Annotated in this window: 15 protein-coding genes, 1 other RNA gene and 2 pseudogenes; 9 read left to right on the forward strand and 9 right to left on the reverse strand. The window is 73.1% G+C overall.

Annotated features, from left to right (window positions below):
* The first annotated feature begins 233 nt into the window (after positions 1 to 233).
* On the forward strand, positions 234 to 773 hold the full coding sequence (locus FHS37_RS02600) for a hypothetical protein (RefSeq protein WP_184817355.1): 540 nt from the start codon (positions 234 to 236) through the stop codon (positions 771 to 773).
* Positions 774 to 1,477: 704 nt separating this feature from the next.
* Here the strand turns inward: FHS37_RS02600 and FHS37_RS02605 are convergent.
* Entirely contained in the window at positions 1,478 to 2,386 is a 909-nt protein-coding gene (locus FHS37_RS02605) for a DUF3800 domain-containing protein (protein WP_184817356.1), read from the reverse strand.
* Positions 2,387 to 2,789: 403 nt separating this feature from the next.
* Between FHS37_RS02605 and FHS37_RS02610 the strand changes: the two genes are divergently transcribed.
* Entirely contained in the window at positions 2,790 to 6,482 is a 3,693-nt protein-coding gene (locus tag FHS37_RS02610; RefSeq protein WP_229889704.1) for an AAA family ATPase, read from the forward strand.
* An 83-nt stretch (positions 6,483 to 6,565) separates the two neighbouring features.
* Here FHS37_RS02610 and rnpB read toward each other — a convergent pair.
* The 4 genes and pseudogenes from rnpB to FHS37_RS02630 all read right to left on the reverse strand — a co-directional run.
* An RNA gene (gene rnpB / locus FHS37_RS02615) (RNase P RNA component class A) lies at positions 6,566 to 6,980 on the reverse strand.
* A gap of 115 nt (positions 6,981 to 7,095) precedes the next feature.
* Positions 7,096 to 7,875: pseudogene (locus FHS37_RS40960) on the reverse strand (DMT family transporter); the annotation flags it as partial.
* A 19-nt stretch (positions 7,876 to 7,894) separates the two neighbouring features.
* The gene (locus FHS37_RS02625; protein ID WP_184817358.1) at positions 7,895 to 8,728 is read right to left on the reverse strand and encodes an AraC family transcriptional regulator; all 834 of its coding nucleotides are present in this window, start codon (positions 8,726 to 8,728) and stop codon (positions 7,895 to 7,897) included.
* A 22-nt stretch (positions 8,729 to 8,750) separates the two neighbouring features.
* A pseudogene (locus tag FHS37_RS02630) lies at positions 8,751 to 9,008 on the reverse strand (Uma2 family endonuclease); the annotation flags it as partial.
* Positions 9,009 to 9,208: 200 nt separating this feature from the next.
* Between FHS37_RS02630 and FHS37_RS02635 the strand changes: the two are divergent.
* From FHS37_RS02635 to eda, 5 genes are all read left to right on the forward strand, one after another.
* Positions 9,209 to 9,964 (forward strand): MerR family transcriptional regulator, encoded by a 756-nt coding sequence (locus tag FHS37_RS02635; RefSeq protein ID WP_184817359.1) that lies wholly within the window; start codon positions 9,209 to 9,211, stop codon positions 9,962 to 9,964.
* Between the two features lie 68 nt (positions 9,965 to 10,032).
* A complete protein-coding gene (locus FHS37_RS02640) occupies positions 10,033 to 10,647 on the forward strand; it encodes a hypothetical protein (protein WP_184817695.1) in 615 nt (204 codons plus the stop codon).
* 38 nt (positions 10,648 to 10,685) lie between these two features.
* Positions 10,686 to 11,363: a TetR/AcrR family transcriptional regulator gene (locus tag FHS37_RS02645; protein WP_373304192.1), complete on the forward strand. Its 678-nt coding sequence runs from the start codon at positions 10,686 to 10,688 to the stop codon at positions 11,361 to 11,363.
* A gap of 26 nt (positions 11,364 to 11,389) precedes the next feature.
* The gene (gene yaaA, locus FHS37_RS02650) at positions 11,390 to 12,172 is read left to right on the forward strand and encodes a peroxide stress protein YaaA (RefSeq protein ID WP_184817360.1); all 783 of its coding nucleotides are present in this window, start codon (positions 11,390 to 11,392) and stop codon (positions 12,170 to 12,172) included.
* Positions 12,173 to 12,249: 77 nt separating this feature from the next.
* On the forward strand, positions 12,250 to 12,915 hold the full coding sequence (eda, locus tag FHS37_RS02655; RefSeq protein ID WP_184817361.1) for a bifunctional 4-hydroxy-2-oxoglutarate aldolase/2-dehydro-3-deoxy-phosphogluconate aldolase: 666 nt from the start codon (positions 12,250 to 12,252) through the stop codon (positions 12,913 to 12,915).
* Here the strand turns inward: eda and FHS37_RS02660 are convergent.
* The 3 genes from FHS37_RS02660 to FHS37_RS02670 are packed head-to-tail and all read right to left on the reverse strand — an operon-like array spanning position 12,890 to position 15,885.
* Positions 12,890 to 14,269, reverse strand: coding sequence for a bifunctional RNase H/acid phosphatase (locus FHS37_RS02660; RefSeq protein ID WP_184817362.1), 1,380 nt, complete (start codon positions 14,267 to 14,269; stop codon positions 12,890 to 12,892). The genes eda and FHS37_RS02660 overlap by 26 nt on opposite strands.
* A 12-nt stretch (positions 14,270 to 14,281) precedes the next feature.
* The gene (locus FHS37_RS02665) at positions 14,282 to 15,025 is read right to left on the reverse strand and encodes a zinc ribbon domain-containing protein (protein ID WP_184817697.1); all 744 of its coding nucleotides are present in this window, start codon (positions 15,023 to 15,025) and stop codon (positions 14,282 to 14,284) included.
* The gene (locus FHS37_RS02670; protein ID WP_184817363.1) at positions 15,022 to 15,885 is read right to left on the reverse strand and encodes a Nif3-like dinuclear metal center hexameric protein; all 864 of its coding nucleotides are present in this window, start codon (positions 15,883 to 15,885) and stop codon (positions 15,022 to 15,024) included. Before FHS37_RS02670 ends, FHS37_RS02665 begins: the two co-directional genes overlap by 4 nt.
* A gap of 196 nt (positions 15,886 to 16,081) precedes the next feature.
* On the opposite strand from FHS37_RS02670, the gene FHS37_RS02675 reads away from it, so the two are divergent.
* Entirely contained in the window at positions 16,082 to 17,413 is a 1,332-nt protein-coding gene (locus FHS37_RS02675) for a hypothetical protein (RefSeq protein ID WP_184817364.1), read from the forward strand.
* 97 nt (positions 17,414 to 17,510) lie between these two features.
* Entirely contained in the window at positions 17,511 to 17,678 is a 168-nt protein-coding gene (locus FHS37_RS02680) for a hypothetical protein (RefSeq protein ID WP_184817365.1), read from the forward strand.
* A 107-nt stretch (positions 17,679 to 17,785) separates the two neighbouring features.
* Here the strand turns inward: FHS37_RS02680 and FHS37_RS02685 are convergent, their stop codons facing one another.
* Positions 17,786 to 18,646: a MaoC/PaaZ C-terminal domain-containing protein gene (locus FHS37_RS02685; protein WP_184817366.1), complete on the reverse strand. Its 861-nt coding sequence runs from the start codon at positions 18,644 to 18,646 to the stop codon at positions 17,786 to 17,788.
* Positions 18,647 to 19,471 lie beyond the last annotated feature (825 nt).

Consider the following 19,471-nt stretch of genomic DNA (forward strand, 5'->3'; position numbering starts at 1 on the left):
GACCGAGCGCGCGCCGCCCCCGGCCGCCGGTGACGTTCCGGAGCGGCACCGGCACCGTGCGCACGGCGGGTGTCCCGGGCATGCCTGCAGGACGGACGGGGGGATGTCAAGGCCCGTAATCACGTGGCTGTCCCCCGCCCGCCCTTCTCACGGATGGTCGAGTCAGTCGATTCGGCGGCCCTCCCGGTCTCGCGGGAACAGCGGGACGAGGGCCCAAGGGAAGGAAAAGGAAGATGAACACGTACAAGCGTTTTCGCAGGACGGCGATGGCGACCGTGCTGGCCGGGGGTGCCGTCCTCGGGGGATTCACGGCGACGGGCGCGGCCCACGCCTCCGAGGACACCGGCGTCGTCGACGGCAGCGGCAACACCCACGACGACTGGGGCGACGAGGGAACGCTCAAGAAGGGCGACGAGGGCAGCACGGTCGCCCTGTGGCAGACCGTCCTGATGGCCGACGGCGCCTACTGGAAGGACAGCGAGGGCACCCTGCAGCAGTTCACCGAGGACGACATCAGCGGAGAATACGACTCGCGCACCGCGTCGGCCACCAAGTACTGGCAGATGGGCAAGGGGCTGGACCAGACCGGCAAGGCGAATCCCGACTGCTTCTCGTACGCGGACGACAACCTCGGCACCGTGAACAAGAAGGGCAAGATCGTCTACGAGGGCGCCGTCGACGACGTGACCTTCAAGCGGAAGACCGTGGCCGGCTACGACGAGCAGGTCTACTACGTCGACTACGACGACTCGTACGTCCCGGCCACGTACTGATCACCGTCACGGGCCCGTCGCCGTCGGTGCGTCCGGGCGAGGCCGCGGAAGGACCCGGTCCGGCCGTGCCGTCGGTGCCGGACGTGGCGGGGCCCGGGAGTCGTATCCAGCTCCCGGGCCCCTGGGGGTGCCACCCAATTGCGCACGCCGGCGGCGTTTGAGAGGACGGATCAGTCATCATGCCGTCGTGTTCTTCCGTTGAACTACCGCACCAGGCAAAAGGTGCAGACGAGAGTCGAACTCGCATCCGACGGCGTTCGTCCGTCCCCGGTCGAACCGGCGATCGGCGGCGATGCTGAGACTGGAGCGAGAGTCTGAGATTGAGCGCGGCCCGTTCGGCGGGCCGCTTCTTCAGGCTGGACTTCAGTGTCAGCTTGCGCTCCTCACGCGAACCGGTCCTCAATTCCGGCCCGCGCTGTCGCGCACCCCCGCGCTCGCACGCGGGGGCGATCGTGGACGCCACCTGCGGCCGGCTCGTCGGACGGCATCAGACGGCGCACGTGATCGAGCGCGTCCTGCTCCCATGGGAAGGGGGAAGGACGCTCCTGGAACCACTGCTGAGCCGGCCGCGGCGGTCCGGGCCTGGGCACCGGACGCGAACCTGCTGCCGTCACCGTCCGGCCTCCCCTGTCCGCCTCACGCCTTCATGTGGGAAAACCCCTGGCCGCCCCTATCGCCCCCGGCCGACGGGCCGGATCCCGCTCTCACGAATCGTTCGGGGCAGGGGCGGCGGGCTGCTGCTGGGCGGGAATGAAAGCCGTCGACACGGGGGCCGGTACGGCAACGCGGAACAACTCCGCCGCCGACCGTCCTCGCCGACGGTCCGACACCACGACCCCACCGGTCCACTTGCCCGTCACCGTCCGGTACCGGTGCTGCAGCTCACCCACGCGAGGGCAGTGGCGTTCCCTTATGGCCGCGTAGGCGGGATGACAGTGGGTGTTCCAGGTCAGGTCCTCGGCATAGGTGGCGCAGGCCGCCGGGAAGAGCACGGCGGAGACGAGCAGATCGGCGATCTGCAGTCCGATGTGCGAGTCGCTGTGGCCGAAGACGGGGGACTCGGCGACGTGCGGCATCAGATCGCCGCCCGCCCGGAACTTCCGGGTCGTGACGCAGTGCACGTTGTCGACGTTCTTGCTCTTCGTACGGCTGTCGAGGATCACCACGCCGCGATCTTCACGCGCCGCGAGGAAGTGTTCGAAGTGGGCACACAGGGAGGCGACCGAAGCGCCGTACATCGCGTCCTCCGCGTTGGCGACGCCGTCCTGCTTGACGCAGATCTTGGCCAGCACCCGGCAGCCGTGGCGTTCCAGCATCGTCAGCAGCTTGTCGATCAGACCGTGTGCCAGACGGACCTGGTTGCGGTTGCCGTTGCGCAGGTGGGCCCGGATGTCCGAGCCCTTGATCTCGGTACGGATGACCTCGCTCAGCTTGACGGCGTTCCGTAACGTGGGGCGGAACTGCTTCTTCAGAGCGATGAAGTCCCAGGTGAGGGCGCGCAGTGCGGACTCCTCGACGACGATGCCGCCGATCACCATGACCGGCGGTGCTTCCGGTGCGGAGGGATGAACCGTCTGGCCGTCGCCGGACTCGTCGACGTAGCACAGGTACAAGCTTTCCTCCGCCGGAAACAACTATGGCCGCCCCAGAATCCTGAAGGGCAGCCATAGGGGTTGCTGCGCTGGGCGCAGCCTTGTTTTGGTTCTGCTCCCAGCCTATGGCACCTTCCCGTAACCACACAACTACACTTCGTCATCCCGGCGCGGGAGCAGTGCCGACGGCCACGGCCTGCCAGTTGTCACCCTCGAGGCCGGAGCGTGCTGCCGCTCCACGGACTGCGACTTCTCGTCCATCACGGACAGGTGTCAGTGGCTGACCCTAAAGTGACGGTCGAATGCCAGGAGTGCAGGAGGGGACACAGTGGTGTACACGCAGCATCTTTCGGTCCGGGTGCCCTGGCACGACCGAGGCTGGGACGGCCGGGTCTGTGATGATCCACTCGGCAACGCCTCCTGCGTGCTCTTGGAGAACATCGGGCGACGGCGGAACGACGAACTCGAAGTGCAGCACGCCGGGAACGCGTTCGAAACGCTTCCGGAGGGACTGCCCCCGTGCGCCGGGGAGCGTGGCGGGTTCCTGAGCGGCCAGGACCGGGTGCTGCACACCACTCATCCCTACGCCCACAGCCCGGCGCTCAGGACGCTCCGCAGCGCATCCGTGCCCCTGCCCGCGTGGTCGGTTCACAGCATCCCGTTCCGCTGGCTCAACCGGGAGCTCCTCCACGACGTCATGGACCAGCAGCCGGTGGACGGTTACAGCTCGGAGGCGGAGGAACGCGCCATCGCGCAACTGGGCTTCGATCCTCCTTGGGTGGTCCACGGGGACAACCAGAGGGCGGTCATCGACACGTTCTTCCGTGATGTCGTCGACGGGCAGTCGCTGATCTTCTTCTATCTCAAGCACGCTCCGTTCGAGAACCATCCCCGGCGCATGCTCGTCGGAGCAGCCCTGACGGCCTCGGTCACGCTACCCGGACGGTGGCCGTCCGACGGTCCCACCCCGTTCGCCAACCACATGTGGGAGACGGTGGTGCGGCACACGCTGCGACCGGACGGCAGCGGTGGCATCCTGCTGCCGATGCAGGCGCTGGCCCGGCTCGCGGCCGACGGCACCGATGTCACGGAGGCCTTGGCCGAAGCACCGGAAAGGCGCTGGGAGTTCTCCTACGGTACCGAGCACGTGCCGGCGGACACGGCGGTGGCCGCACTCCTGGAGCTGAAGCGGGCCGCCGAGGCGGCGGTGTCTCTCGGCTGCGGTCTGCCGGAGCGCTCCTTCGACTGGCTCGACGAGCAGTTGCGTCACGCCTGGCGACGGCGTGGCACCGCCCCCGGCCTTCCCGCGGTGCTGAGTCTCCTCCAGGTGCCGCATCCCACGTTCGCGGCACGCGAGGTGGTGAGTTCCGTCGACGAGGGAGAGGACCCCTGGCCTCTCCTGGAGCGGGCGTTGGGCGGGCACGGTGGTCCTGCCGCGGTCACCTCGCTGGCCACGCCGACGCGCCGGAGGGTGTGGGCGTCACTCGGCCAGCGGAACCGTCAAGCCATGCGGCTGATGGCTCGTTTCGATCTGACCCCCGAACAGGTACGAAGTGTGTATCACGAGGAAACCGGCATTCCCTTGACGGTCCCCGAACTGCTCCAGGACCCCTACACGTTGGTGACCTGCACCATCGACGATGCAGACCCCGTTCCTTTCGAAGCCGTCGACCGGGGGTGTTTTCCTGACCGGCAATTGACGGAACGGCATCCGCTCCCCGTCTCGGAGCCGCTCACCGAGCCCGACGACCGCCGGCGTCTTGAGGCCGCCATGGCGACCGTGCTACTGCGTGCCCAACGTCAAGGGCACACGCTGCTGCCGCTCGAAGAGATGCTGGAAGGGCTGGAAGGGCTCAGCTCCGTCAAACCGATGCGACCGAGCGACGTGGTTCTGGCGGCCCACAAGCTGCGAGCCGAGGACCTGGACGACAATCTCGACTACAACTGGCCGCAGTTGTGCAGGACGCAGGTCGCCGACGGCACCGCCGCATACAAACTGCGCTCCGCCCTGTGGCGCAGGCACACCATCCGAGAGGTCGTCGACCAGCTGCGCTCCGCAGCACGGCACACGGCGCCCAGGGATCTCGAGGCCACCCTGGACGCCGTGCTCGGTATGCGGGGCGGGGCGGCCGACGAAGCCGACGAAGCCGAGGCACGAGCCCGGCAGGAAAAGACCGCAGCATTGCGGGAGATGTACGAGAGCCGGTTCACCGTGCTCAACGGGCCGGCGGGCACCGGCAAGACCACGCTGGTCAAGGCGTTGGTGCAGCGACCCGAGGTGATGGCGGACGGTGTACTGCTGCTCGCTCCGACCGGTAAGGCACGAGTCCAGTTGCAGGACAAGGTGGATCACCCGGCACAGACTCTCGCCCAGTTCCTGAGCAAGTCGGACCGCTATGACGCCGACAGCGCCCGGTACCTGATCACTGGCCGACAACCACGCGACCGGCAGTACGGCACCGTGGTCGTCGACGAGGCCTCGATGCTCACCGAGGACATGCTCGCCGCGCTCCTGGACGCCATCGAGCCGCGGCAGCGGCTGATCCTCGTGGGGGACCCCCGCCAGCTTCCGCCCATCGGGGCGGGCCGGCCCTTCGTCGACCTGGAGCGTGCGGCCAGGCAGCGCCACAGCGGCTCGTGGCCGCGGGTCGCCATGGGCTGGGCGGAGCTGACGGTATTGCGTCGCCAACGGGAACGGGGGCACGCACGCCATGACCTGATGCTTGCCCGCTGGTACAGCGGTGACGAACGCGGACCCGACAGCGACGAGATCTGGCAGCGGCTGCGCCAGGGGCAGGACATGCCGACGCTCCGCGCGGTCCCCTGGAACGGCCGCACGGCGGCGCAGGTGGTCGACGACGTATTGCGGGAAGAGTTCGGAGTGGTGGAAGACGCCTACGGTCTGAGTTTCGCCACCTCGTACGGCGCCGGAACGACTCGCCGCGGGACAGCTGTCTATCCGGACTTCTTCGACGCGCCCGCACGCTGCGGAGCGTGGCAGATCCTCAGCCCCGTGCGCGGTACGGCACACGGAACCGTGGAACTCAACCGTCACCTCAAACGGCGCTACCGAGGCGGCTCTCTGGAGAACGCGCTCAAGGGATCCCGGTACCGCAAGGTGCCCAAGCCGCTGGGCGCGGAACAGATCGTTCTCGGCGACAAGGTCGTCCACACGCGCAACGGGATGCTGCGCGCGTGGTCCCGGACCGAGGGCCGGGTCGTGAAGGGCTACGTCGCCAACGGCGAGCTCGGCGTGGTGACAGGTGAGCTGAGGGCCCAGCACATGAAGAGGGCACCTCGGAGCACCGAAGTGGAGTTCTCCTCCCAGCCCGGACGGCGCTACAAGTACCAGAGTGCGGGCGGTGAGGACGACGTGACCCTGGAACTGGCGTGGGCTCTCACCGTGCACAAGAGTCAGGGCAGTGAGTTCGACACCGTGATCGTGGTCCTGCCGGCCGGAGCTCGCGGCACCTCGCGCGAGCTTCTGTACACCGCGCTCACCCGGCAGACCAAGAGGGTGGTCCTCTGCCACGAAGGCCCGCTCGACGACCTCCTCGAACTGACCCGTGCTACCGGATCCGACACCGCCCGGCGGTTCACCGACCTCGTGGTGACACCGGACCCGCGCACGGTGAAGACGCCCAGCGGGGCAAGCGGCGGGCGGGTCGACGCGCGACTCGTCCATGTGGCGGTCAATGGGGTGATGGTGCGCAGCAAGAACGAGGTCATCGTCGCCGGCATCCTCGAGCAGCTCGCCCCCGACGCGTGGTCGTACGAGGAACCGTTCAAGGGACGGGACGGCCGCACGGTGCTGCCGGACTTCACCATCACTCCCCTTTCCGGCCCTCCCATCTTCTGGGAGCACCTCGGCATGCTCGACAACCCGGAGTACGCCAACAGGTGGCAGCAGCGCCTGAAGTGGTACGCCGAACAGGGGGTGCTGCCTGAGAAGGACGGTGGTGGTCCCCACGGCATCCTGGTCTGGACGAGTGACGAGCACGGGGTGAACGAACCGGAGTGGCGGGCACTTGCTCAGCGTGTCGTCGGCGCCGCGTCCATCCGTCGTGCCAGGCCCGCGCCCGTGAAGAAGACAGCTGCGCCTCCCCATCGCCCGTAGCACGAGGGTCGACGCCGGGCGCCCCCTGTTTCCCCGCTCCGCACCAGGAGCCGCCCTTCTCCTGTCGGAGCGGAAGAGGGCGGCAGACGAGTCGGGCTGTACGCCGGGTTCTGTTCCCGGGGTTCCTCGCGGAGCCCCGGGCGACGGCCATCCATCTAGGACCGGTGTTGCCACCGGCCTCGTGCGGTCTACCCGCGGACTCGGGCGGGCAGCCCTCGAACGTCCGCGCAGAGACGCCTTCTCTTCCGAGGAGGCGTCTCCTCTTGACCTTGCTCCGGGTGGGGTTTACCTAGCCGCCTGAGTCACCTCAGGCGCTGGTGGTCTCTTACACCACCGTTTCACCCTTACCGGGGGCCGGAGCCCCCGGCGGTCTGCTTTCTGTGGCACTGTCCCGCGGGTCACCCCGGGTGGCTGTTGGCCACCACCCTGCCCTGTGGAGCCCGGACGTTCCTCGGGAAGCCCCCTAGGGGGACTCCACGCGGCCGTCCGCCCGGCTCGTCTGCCGTGCCGACCATGCTACCCGGCGCGGGCGGGGCTCCGGCGCGGCGGCCGTGGCGAGGACCGAGCCGGTCAGGATCAGGGCGAAGGCGGCCAGCACCGTCCCGGTCAGGCGCTCGTCCAGGAGGACGGCCCCCGCCGCCACCGCGACCGCCGGGTTGACGTACGTGATCACCGACGCGCGGGTCGGGCCGACCTCCTTGATCAGTTCCAGGAAGGCCACGAAGGCGATCGCCGTGCAGACGACGCCGAGGACGGCCAGGGCGGCCAGCGTCCCGGTCGCCGGGAGGCCCGCCGGGCGGGTCGCGATCGCCGCGGGGGCGTAGACCAGGGCGGCCAGGGCCAGGCAGGGCGTGATGAGGTGCAGGGTCGGGACGTCCTGGAGGTGGCGGCCGGCGATCAGGGGGGCCGTGGCGTAGCCGACGGCCGTCAGCAGGACCTCCGCCAGGGAGAGGGCGTTGCCGCCGGTCAGGTGGGGGACGGTGAGGACGCCGACGCCGCCGAGGCCCAGCGCGAGGCCCGTGATCCGGCGGGTGCCCAGTGACTCGGCCGCGCCGAAGAAGCGGGACAGCAGGACGGCGATGATCGGCACGCCCGCGATCAGCAGGCCCGCCGTGGAGCTGGACAGGTGGCGCTCGGCGTCGGTCAGGGTGTACCAGGGGCCGACGATCTCGATGACCGCGAACGCCAGCATCGGCTTCCAGTGCCCGCGCACGTTCCGGGCCAGGCCCGGTTGGCGCAGGGCGAAGGGGAGCAGGAGGGCGGCGCCCAGCGCGCACCGCGCGAACACCACCGCCGACGGGGACAGCTCGTCCACCGCCACCTTGATCAGCAGATAGGGGACGCCCCAGACGACTCCCATCAGGGAGAACAGGAACCAGCCGCGTGCAGTCATGCGGTGAGTGTCGGCCCGGTCAGCGGGCGCCGTCTTGAACGCTGTTGCGGTACGCCGCCGGGGTCACCCCGAGGACGCGGCGGAACCAGCGGGTGAGGTGGGCCTGGTCGGCGAAGCCGACGAGGCCGGCCACCTCGGCGGGGCGCAGCCCGGCCTCCAGCAGGGCGCGGGCCCGGGTCACCCGGTACTGGGCGAGCCAGGCGTACGGCGGCACGCCCATCGTCGTGCGGAAGGCGCGCAGCAGCTGGTAGCGGGACAGGCCCAGGTCGGCGGCGAGGGCGGCGAGGGAGGGCGGGGCGAGCAGTTCGTCGGCGAGGCGGTCGCGGACGGCGAGGGCGATGCGCCCGGCGCCGGGGACGGTGTCGTCGCTCGCGCGGGACGTGGAGTGGCGGCGGGCGAGGGCGGTGAGCAGCCAGGGCAGGCGGGACTCCGCCTCCAGGGGGTCGGGGCGGGCGCTGAGGTCGGTGTGGGCGCGGCGCAGGGCGCCGGCCAGCTCGGGGTCGTCGAGGACGGGCTCGCGGAAGTGCGGGAGGCCGCCGCCGAGGGTGCCGTCGGTGAGGAGGACGGGGGCGGCGTAGAGGGCGCGGTAGGAGTAGCCCTCGGGGGCGGCGGGGCCGCCGGTGTGCATCTCGCCGGGTTCGAGGACGACGATCGAGCCGGGGCCGGACACGATGCGCCCGCCGCGGTAGGCGATGGCCTCCAGGCCGCCGACGGTGACGCCGACCGTGAACTCGTCGTGGGCGTGGGGGGCGTACTCGTGCCGGTCGAAGCGGGCGGTGAGCAGGTCGAGCGGGGGCCCGCAGCGGCCCAGCCGCGCCCTGGTCCAGCGGGCCTGCTCCCGTCCGTTCGTCACCTCGCCCCCCGCCTACAGGAGATCAGAGGAAGTCGGCGGTGTCCAGGTTGAATCCGAAGGGGGCGGGGAGGGTGATCGGTTTGCCGAAGGGGCGGGTGCACTGCTCGCGGTACTCGTCCTTCTCCGGGTCGCTGAACAGCGTGATCGAAGAGGCTTCGCGGTCGACGAGGAGGTAGAGGGGGATGCCTCCGCGAGCGTAGCAGCGGCGCTTGGCCTCACGGTCCGCCTGGGGCTTGCTGGATGTCACCTCCACCACCATGGCGACGCCGTCGCAGGACATCCGCCTGTGAGAGCGGCTCATGGGCCATGGCAGTCATGTCACGCCCCTCCTTCTGTCGCCCGCCGGACTCGGACATCGGATGATCACCTGTCCGTGAGATCGGGAACCGTTCCCTCGATCGTGGCACAGCATCGCGACCGCCGTCAGGCGGCGCGGCACGCGCTTGACCCTGTCGCGACGTCAAGGTCTCTACTGGTCCCATGCGGATCGGAGAACTCGCCGCCGTCGTCGGCGTCACCACGCGGACCGTGCGGCACTACCACCACCTGGGGCTGCTGCCGGAACCGGAGCGGCGGGCCAACGGCTACCGGGACTACACCCTGCGGCACGCCGTCGTCCTCGCGCGGATCAGGCGGCTGACCGAGCTGGGGCTGGGGCTCGCCGAGGTGCGGGACGTGCTCGCGGACGACGCCGGGAAGGACCTCGTCGAGGTGCTGACGGAGCTGGACGAGGACCTGGCGCGGCAGGAGGAGGCGATCCGGGACCGGCGGGCACGGCTGCGGACCCTGCTGGAGACGGAGGGCGGGCCGACCGCCGAGGGGCCGGTCTCGCCGGAGCTGGCCGCGCTGTTCCGGGACGTGGGGCACGTGCCGGACTCCCCCATGGCCGCCAAGGACCGGGAGGTGCTCGCGCTCATCGAGACGGCGGCGCCGCCGGAGGAGCGGGAGCGGCTGATGGGTCTGCTCGGCGGGGCCGTGGGCGCGCCGGGCGGGGCGGAGCGGGCGCTGGAGGTGTACGGACTGCTCGACGCGCTCGCCGACGCCGCCCCGGACGACCCGCGGGTGGACGAGGCGGCCCGGGCCCTCGCCGCGTGCGTACCCGCCGGGCTGGTCCCGGAGGGGGCCGGTGTCGACGAGGGCCACGGCTTCCTGCGGGCCCTCTACGCCGACCTCGCCCCGGCCCAGGCGGAGGTGATCCGCCGGGCGCTGCGGAGCGTCGCGGAGGGGCGGTCGTGAAGGGAGAGGCGCCCATGAGCGGAGGGGCGGTCGTGAAGGGAGAGGCGGCCATGAGGGGAGGGGTGGTCATGAGGGGCGTGCGCACCGGCTGGGTCCTCGCCCGGCACGAGCTGCGGCTGATGGCGTGCCTCGGGCTGTGGGTGGCGCGGCGCACCGACGGGGTCCGCGACGGGGCGGCGTTCGGGTACGCGCGCGGACAGGCGGCCCTGATGTTCGGGTTCGCGTTCGTGTGCGTGGTCGAGACGGTGGCGATGTCCGTGCTGCTGGGCGACTGGCCGGCCGTGCACGCGGTGGTGCTGTTCCTGGACGTGTACACCGTCGTCTTCGTCGTCGCCCTGCACGCCGCGTCCGTCGTGCGCCCACACGTCCTGGACGGCGGTGCGTTGCGGGTCCGTCGGGCCGTCCACGTCGACCTGCGGATACCGCTGGAGCGGATCGCCTCCGTCCGGCGTGAGCTGCGCATGACCCACGAGAGGGCCGACGGCGAGCTCGACGTCGCCGTCGGCTCGCAGACGACCGTCACGCTCGAGCTCACCGAACCGGTCACGCACGTCACCTTCCTCGGCCGCCGCCACGAGGTCCGCGTGGTCCGCCTCCACGCGGACGACGCCGACGGGCTCGTGCGCGCCCTGGCCGGGAGCGCGCACCCCCCTCAGGACCGCTGCAAGCCCTCTCTCCGGTGATAACGTCTCACCGGACGACGACCGGAGGGACACGGCACGTGGTGGCCAAGGACGGGCAGACGCCCCGCGAGCGGTACCGGGCCCAGGTGCGCGCGGAGATCAAGGAGCACGCCTGGGAGCAGATCGCCGCCTCGGGGGCGCCGGGGATGTCCCTGAACGCCATCGCCAAGCGGATGGGCATGAGCGGGCCCGCGCTCTACCGGTACTTCGCCGGCCGCGACGAGCTGATCACCGAGCTGATCCGGGACGCCTACGGCAGCCTCGCCGACGCCTTCCGCGCCGCCGCCGCGTCCGGCGCGGACCTGCGCGGACTGGGAAGCGCCCTGCGCGCGTGGGCGCTCGCCGACCCCCAGCGCTACTTCCTCGTCTACGGCACCCCCGTCCCCGGCTACCACGCCCCCGACGACGTCACCGCGATCGCGCGCGAGATCATGACGACGCTCCTCGACGCCGCCCGGCCCGCCGAGGGCCCCACGGACGGTCCCGCGGAGGGCCCCGACGGGGCCGACCCCCTCGAGTCCCACCTCGCGCAGCACCGCCAGTGGGCGGCCGGCCACCCCGCGGACCCGGCCGCCCTGCGTCGCGCCCTGTCCTTCTGGGCGCGCCTGCACGGCGTGCTGTCCCTGGAACTGGCGGGCCACTTCACGGGGATGGGGTTCGACCCGGCCGTGCTCTACGACGCCGAACTGGACCGACTGGCACACGCCGTACCCTGACCCGGAGCTCTACCGAAGGAGTACGTGTGCTTGTCCTGCTGCCGCCGTCCGAAGGCAAGGCCGCTTCCGGCCGCGGTGCCGCGCTGGAACTCGAGTCGTTGTCGCTGCCCGGGCTGACCGCCGCCCGGGAGGCCGTTCTCACCGAGCTGGTGGACCTGTGCGCCGGCGACGAGGACAAGGCGCGCGAGGTGCTCGGGCTGAGCGAGGGACTGCGGGGCGAGGTCGCGAAGAACGCGGAGCTGCGGACGGCCGGCGCGCGGCCCGCCGGGGAGGTCTACACCGGGGTGCTGTACGACGCCCTGGGCCTGGCCTCCCTCGGCGCGGCGGCGGAGCGGCGGGCCGCGTCGTCCCTGCTGGTCTTCTCCGGGCTGTGGGGCGCCGTCCGGATCACCGACCGGATCCCCTCCTACCGCTGCTCGATGGGCGTGAAGCTGCCCGGGCTCGGCGCGCTGAGCGCGCACTGGCGCGCGGCGACGGCCTCCGTGCTGCCCGAGGCGGCCGGCGACGGGCTGGTGCTGGACCTGCGGTCGGCGGCGTACGCGGCGGCCTGGAAGCCGAAGGGCGAGGTGGCGGCGCGGACGGCGACCGTGCGGGTGCTGCACGCGCCGACGCGGAAGGTGGTCAGCCACTTCAACAAGGCGACCAAGGGGCGGATCGTGCGGAGCCTGCTGACCGCCGGGGCCGCCCCGGAGGATCCCGCCGGGCTGGTGGAGGCGCTGCGGGACCTCGGGTACGAGGTGGAGGCGGCGGCACCGGTCAGGGCGGGGACGGCCTGGTCGTTGGACGTGCTGGTGGACGAGGTGCACTGAACACCTCACCCGCACCTTCGTTGCAGCATGCGCAATGTGCTTTGCACAGGGCGCTTCGATGCGGGCAGGATGACGCCATGAGCTCTCCCCTGCCCTCCTCCGCCTCCCTCCCCTCCTCCGTCCTCGACCTCGCCCCCGTCGTGCCCGTCGTCGTCCTCGAGGACGCCGCCGACGCCGTACCGCTGGCGCGTGCGCTGGTGGCCGGCGGGCTGCCCGCGATCGAGGTGACCCTGCGGACGCCCGCCGCGCTCGACGCGATCCGGGCGATCGCCGGTGCGGTGCCGGAGGCCGTGGTCGGGGCCGGGACGGTGATCACGCCGGGGCAGGTGGACGAGGCGGTGGGCGCCGGGGCGCGGTTCCTGGTCAGCCCGGGGTGGACGGACGCCCTGCTGGAGGCGATGCGGGCGTCCGGGGTGCCGTTCCTGCCGGGGGTGTCCACTGCTTCCGAAGTGGTGGCGCTCCTTGAGCGCGGGGTGCGGGAGATGAAGTTCTTCCCGGCGCAGGCCGCGGGCGGGACGGCGTACCTGAGGTCGCTCGCCGGGCCGCTCCCCCGGGCCCGCTTCTGCCCGACCGGGGGGATCGGGGCGGAGTCAGCGCCGGACTACCTCGCGCTGCCCAACGTCGGGTGCGTGGGCGGGAGCTGGATGCTCCCGGCGGACGCGGTGGCGGCCCGGGACTGGGACCGGATCGAGCGGCTGGCCCGCGCGGCGGCGGGGCTCAGCGCAGGTGCGAGGTGTCGTTGAACAGGCGGACGCTGGCGTTGCCGTCGGCGTAGTACGCCACCGCCGAGAGCGAGGCCGCCGACAGTTCCATGCGGAACAGGGCCTCGGGCGGGGCGCCCAGGGCGAGGCGTATCAGCGTCTTGATCGGCGTCACGTGGGTGACGAGCAGGACCGTGCGGCCCGCGTACGCCGCGCTCAGCTTGTCCCGGGCGGCGGCGACCCGGGTGGCGGTGGCCGCGAAGCTCTCGCCGCCGCCGGTGGGTTCGGCGTCCGGGGAGGACAGCCAGGCGTTCAGGTCGTCGGGGTGGCGTTCGCGGACCTCGGCGAAGGTGAGGCCCTCCCAGGCGCCGAAGTCGGTCTCGCGCAGCCCCTCGTCCACGGTCACCTCGAGGCCGAGGCGGGCGGCGACGATGCCGGCGGTCTCGCGGGTGCGGGCGAGGGGGGAGGCGACGATCGCCTGGACGGTGCCGCGCCGGGCCAGGGCGGCGGCGACCTTCTCGGCCTGTTCCCGGCCGACGCCGGAGAGGGAGGGGTCGCTGCCCCCGCTGCCCGAGAAGCGCTTCTGCGGGGTCAGCGGGGTCTCGCCGTGCCGGAGCAGGACGAAGGTGGCGGGCGGCCCCATGTCGGCGGGCGCCCACCCGGAGCTGGGCGTGGCCACGGTGCGTGCGGCACGGACGTCGGCGTCGGTCCTGTCGGCCTCGGCACCGGGAGCCGGCGGGGACGCCTGTGCGCCCGGCACCGCCGCCCGGCCCGCCCGCTCGTCCGTCCGGGCCGTCCCGGCCGCGGGCTCCGCCGCGCCGGTGCGGACGGAGCCGGCGGGAGCCGGGGGACCGGCGGAAGCCGGGGCCGACGCGGCGCGGACCCGTGCCGCGCCCGCGGCCGCGTCCCCGGGCGGGCCCGACGGCCCGGGCGCCGCGGGCCGCGCGTCCGGCGTGTCCGGCGAGGCCGACGCCTGCCACCGTTCCCCCCGCTCGCCGGCGTCCATCGCCTCGTTGGCCAGACGGTCGGCGTGCTTGTTCCGCTCGCGGGGGATCCACTCGTAGGTCACCCGCTCCGGCGGGAAGACCCGCGCGGCCTGGGCGGCGAGCGGCTTCATGCCGGGGTGCTTGATCTTCCAGCGGCCGGTCATCTGCTCGACGACGAGCTTGGAGTCCATCCGGACGTGGACCGCGGCCTCGGGGTCCAGTTCGCGGGCGGCGCGCAGGCCGGCCAGCAGTCCCTGGTACTCGGCGACGTTGTTGGTGGCGACGCCGATGTACTCGGCCGTCTCCCTCAGGGTCTCCCCCGTCGCCGCGTCGCTCACCACGGCCCCGTAGCCCGCGGGCCCCGGGTTGCCCCGTGACCCGCCGTCCGCCTCGACGATGAACTCCCGCACCGCTGGACGCCCTTACAGACCCGACTCGGGGGTGCGCACCAGGATGCGGCGGCAGTTCTCGCAGCGCACCACCGTGTCGGGCGCGGCCCGGCGGATCTCGTTCAGCTCGGTGATGGCGAGCTCCTGGCGGCAGCCCTGGCAGGTGCGGGCGTACAGCTTCGCCGCGCCGATGCCGCCCTGCTGCCCGCGCAGCTTGTCGTACAGCTTGAGCAGGTCGGCGGGCACGGAGGCGGCGACGACCTCGCGCTCCTTGGTGACCGAGGCGACCTCGCCGTCGATCTCCTCGAGGGCCGCGTCCCGGCGCGCGGTGGCGTCGTCGATCTTCGACTGGACGGAGGCGACGCGGTCGGTCAGTTCGGCGACCCGCTCCTGCGCGGACTCGCGGCGCTCCATGACCTCCAGGACGACGTCCTCGAGGTCGCCCTGCCGCTTGGCGAGGGAGACGATCTCGTGCTGGAGGTTCTCCAGGTCCTTGGGCGAGGAGACGGCACCGGAGTCGAGGCGCTTCTGGTCGCGGGCGGCGCGCTGGCGCACCTGGTCCACGTCCTGTTCGGCCTTGGTCTGCTCGCGGGCGCAGTCGCTCTCCTCGGTCTGCGCGGCGACGAGCAGGTCGCGCAGCTGGGTGTGGTCCTTCGTCAGCGACTCGATCTCGGCGTGCTCGGGGAGCGACTTCCGCTTGTGCGCGAGCTGCTGGAGGCGGACGTCGAGGTCCTGGACGTCGAGGAGTCGGATCTGGTCGGCGGGCGCGGCGTTCAGTTGGGGGCTCCAGAGATGTCGGTGGCGGAGGACGCCGCGTGGGCGGTCCAGGGGTCGGTGACCGTCTTCGAGACGTGGACCCGAAGGCCCCATCCGTGGCGGTCGGAGATCTCGTCGAGCTGGGCTGCGGCCAGCTCGCACCAGGGCCACTCGGTGGCCCAGTGCGCCGCGTCGAGCAGCGCGAGGGGACTGTGGGCCCGGGCCGCCATGAATTCTGACGCCGGGTGGTGGCGCAGGTCCGCGGTGAGGAAGGCGTCCACGCCGGCGGCGCGGACCTGGTCGAAGAGGCTGTCGCCGGAGCCGCCGCTGACGGCGACCGTGCGGACGAGCGCCTCGGGGTCGCCGGCGACGCGGATGCCCTGCGCGGTGGCGGGCAGGCGCCCGGCGGCGCGGGCGGCGAGCTCGCGGACGGTCAGCGGGTGGTCCAGTTCGCACACGCGGCCCAGGCCCCGGCGGCCCTCGGGATCGGTGGGGTCCGGCACGAGGGGCCGCACGACCCTGAGGTCCAGGGCGCCGGCGAGGGCGTCGGAGACGCCCGGGTCGGCGGTGTCGGCGTTGGTGTGGGCGACGTGCAGCGCGACGTCGTTCTTGATGAGCGTGTGCACCACGCGGCCCTTGAAGGTGGAGGCCGCGACGGTGGTCGTCCCGCGCAGGTAGAGCGGGTGGTGGGTGACGAGCAGGTCGGCGCCCAGCTTCACCGCCTCGTCGACGGTCTCCTGGACCGGGTCCACGGCGAACAGGACCCGCGTGACCTCCTGGTCGGGCTCGCCCACGACGGTGCCGACCGCGTCCCAGGACTCGGCCCGCTCGGCGGGCCACAGGGTCTCCAGCACGGCGATGACTTCAGACAGACGGGGCACGAGTGCAAGGCTACCTGGCCGTTTCGCGCCGCAGTACCGGCGCGGGCGCACGGCACGGCACCCGGCCCCGTCAGCACACTCGCCCCCCTCCCCTCAGGAGAATCGTTCCTGGAGCACCCTTATGTGTGAAGTGCGGCGCCGTCGGCCCCCGCCCGTGCGTGCGATAACTACGGTCGTCGCCGGAGGTGACCGAACGATGACGGTCTGTACCTTTTCCGGGCCCGGGGCCTCGCTCGAGCCCGGGGGATCCCCGTCACCCGCGACGGGACACGAGGACGGAGCCGGGCGGGCGGGCTGCGCCATCACCGCGGACGGTTCCTACGCCGCGCGCCTCGCCCTGGCCGGCGACTCCCTCTTCCCGGAGCGCTGGACCCTGGACGGCCCCGAGCCCTACGCGGTGCCGCTGCCCGGCAACCAGCCCGAGGAGCCCGGCACCGAGGTGCAGCCCCTGAGCGACGGGCGGGTCCTCATCCACCGGCTGGTGGACGGCCGGCACGCCTTCTCCCTGCTGTACCCGACCGGACCCGGCACCGGCGAGCTGCCGCTGGGCACGGTCGAGTGTCCCGAGGAGGGCACCCGGCTGCGGCTGCTGCCGCCCGCCCCGGGCGGGGAGCGGGCGTACGCCCTGGCCGTGGGCCGGCGGTCGACGGCGGTGTGGCTGGTCGCGGGCGGCGGGTTCGGGCCCGAGCACCTCGCCGAGGTGCCCGGCCGTTGTTCGGGCGGGGTGTGGCTGGACCGCGCGGGACGGCTGCTGGCCCTGGACCGGGAGACCGGCGGGCGCACCAAGGCGGTGGTGGTGGACCTGGGGCGCGGCGGCGAGATGTCCCCGCTGCTCCAGATCGCCGACGGGAGCGACGACCGGGTGCTGCTGGCCGACCCGGACAGCGGGCTGCTGCTGGTCCGCTCGGACGCGCCCTCGCCGGGGCGGCCCCGGCTGGGCTGGGGGGTGCTGGGCAGCACGCTGCCGGTGCGCTTCCCGGAGTGCCTGCGGACGACGGACTGCGCCGTCACCCCGTTCGCGATCCAGCCGGGGCAGATGCTGACGCCGGAGAGCTGCGCGGTGGCGCTGCGCGTCGACGGCGCGCTCGGCAGCTGGGTCGGGGTGTGGCGGCCGGCGGAGCGGCGGGTGCACCACCTGCCCGCGCCCGAAGGGTGGTTGACCGGCAGCGGGCTGTGGACGGCGGACGGGGTGCTGCGGCTGCCGTACGCCACCCGTGCGGTGCCGTGCGGGGTGGCCCGGCTGCCCGCGCCCGGGCGGCCGGAACGGCCGGAGGGCCTGGGCCTGCGGCCGTCGACGGGGCCGGGCGCCGCGGTCCCCGGCCTGCCCGTGGCCCTCGGCCCGTTCACGATTCCCGGTGCGCTCCCGGCCCCCGGCGGATCCCGCGCGGCCACCGGGACCCCCGCGGCCACCGGCGAACCGCCCTCGGCCCCCGACGGGCCCCCGGCCCCTTTCGGCCCCGACTCCCCCTCCGCCCCCCGTCCCGTACCCCTCCAACAGGCGCCTCTGGGAGGGCTTGTAACGAAGTAGTGGCAGTCGGCGTGGTCGCCTGGATCCGGGGTGTGGTGTGCCGGTTACACTCGCCCGGCTGTAGGAAAGATCATGTTTACGGGGTGAATTCCTTCCGATGAACGACGCCAGCACGAACCAGCCGCAGACCGCCGAAGGCGGACAGGCCGCTGCCGGGCACGGAAAGCACCGGGGGCCGGTCTCCACGCAGGACACCGACACGGCCCCGCGTGGCCGTCACCGTCGGCCGGTGGAGGAGAACGAGCACGCGGAGGCGGCCGCCTGACGGCGCGTCAGGATCCGCTCGGCAACCGGCCCCGCCCGTCGCACGACGGGCGGGGCCGCACCGTGTCCGGCCCGGTCCGGCCCGGTGCGGTCCGGTGCGGTGCGGGCTCAGGAGTGCTCGACGGCGGTGTCGTCGAGCACGGGCGCGTCCCCCCCCCGCTCGACGGCGCTCACGGCCACGCGCGCCTCGCCGTCCCCGCGCCACATCCGGACCCGCAGCGTCTCGCCCGGGTACACGACCCCGGCGAACCGGGCGGCGTAGGCGCGGACACGGGTGACGTCACCGCCGAGCAGCGTGTCGACGACCGCCTTGAGCGTCATGCCGTAGGTGCACAGCCCGTGCAGGACGGGGCGTTCGAACCCGGCGCGCTCGGCGAACCCGGGGTCGGCGTGCAGCGGGTTCCGGTCGCCGGAGAGGCGGTAGAGGAGGGCCTGGTCCTCCCGGACGGTCAGCTCCAGGGTCCGGTCCGGCTCCCCGGCGGGGGCCTCGCGCCGCGCGGACGGACCGCGGTCGCCGCCCCAGCCGCCCTCGCCGCGCACGTGGATCCGCGCGTCGGCGGTCCACAGCGGGCCGTCGGCGTCGGCCGCCCCGGTGCGCATCACGAGGACGGCCGCCTCGCCCCTGTCGTACACGGCGGTGACGCGGTCGGTGACGGTGGCGGTGCCCTCGGCCGGAACAGGACGGTGCAGGGTGAGCGACTGTCCGGCGTGCAGGACGCGGGCCAGGTCGACCTCGACGCCGGGCACGGACAGCGCACGGATCACCCCCGGTGCCCCGGCACCCGCGACGGTGGCGAAGCTCGGCAGGACGTGCAGCCGGGACTCCAGGGTGTAGCGCAGCTCGCCGGGGTCGGTGGCGGGGGTCCCCGCGCCGATGCCGAGGTGGTAGAGCAGGACGTCCTCGGCGGTCCAGGAGATCTCGCCGGTCCGGGGCGCGGCGGCGAGCGCCTTGGCTGCGTCGATGGGCACGGGGTCTCCTGATCCGATCGCCGGAAGCATCGCCCAGGGTGGCACAGGACCACGAGGACCCGCCGGTCCCCCGACGCGTTCCGGCACGGCGGCCCCGCCCCGCTCACGGCCCGATCCCGCTCCTCCCGCCGGAACAGTGCCGTCCGGAGGAAGTCCTCCCCGAAGTGCGGCGCGTCCTCGGGCAGGTGGCGCATCCGGCACAGCTCGGCCTCCGACCCGTCCGCGGGGATCCGGCGCGACGACGCGTCCGTGTGGGCGAGTCCGCCCCGCGGCCCGCTCCCGCGGCAGAACCCCGCGTCGGACGGCTCCGGGCCCGCCGCGCCGGCCGCGAAGCAGGTCGGCGCGAAGGCGCCGCCCGGCGCGAGGACCCGCTCGAGCAGCGCGAGGCGGCTGATCCGCCGGTGCGGCGGCGGGTGGTGGAGGCGGCCGGAGCCGTGGACGGGGTCGTACGGCCCCGTCAGCTCCGCGGCGGTGGGGGCGAAGGCGTCCCCGCAGTGGAAGCGGGCGCCCCGCGCTGCCGGGTACGGCGCGTTGCGCCCGGGGCCGCGGCCCGGGTAGAGCGCCCGGCCGCCGGTGACCGGGCCCCGTTCGACGTAGGACACCGGGTTCTCGTCCGGCTCGGCCGCGAAGAACGGCACCGGCCGGGAGCGGTCGGCGTGGAAGTCGTCCCACCAGCCGGCGCCCCGGTCCGTCCGGCCCCCTTCCGCGTCCGGCGACCGTGGTCCCGTACGGGCACGGGGTTCCGGGTCGCAGGCGTGCGCCGGGGCGCCCGCGAGGTGCCGGGCGGTCCTCTGCACGGGCCGCGCGACCGTCGGCGGCAGGGCA

The organism is Streptomyces griseomycini (assembly GCF_014203535.1).
GTDB lineage: Bacteria > Actinomycetota > Actinomycetes > Streptomycetales > Streptomycetaceae > Streptomyces > Streptomyces griseomycini.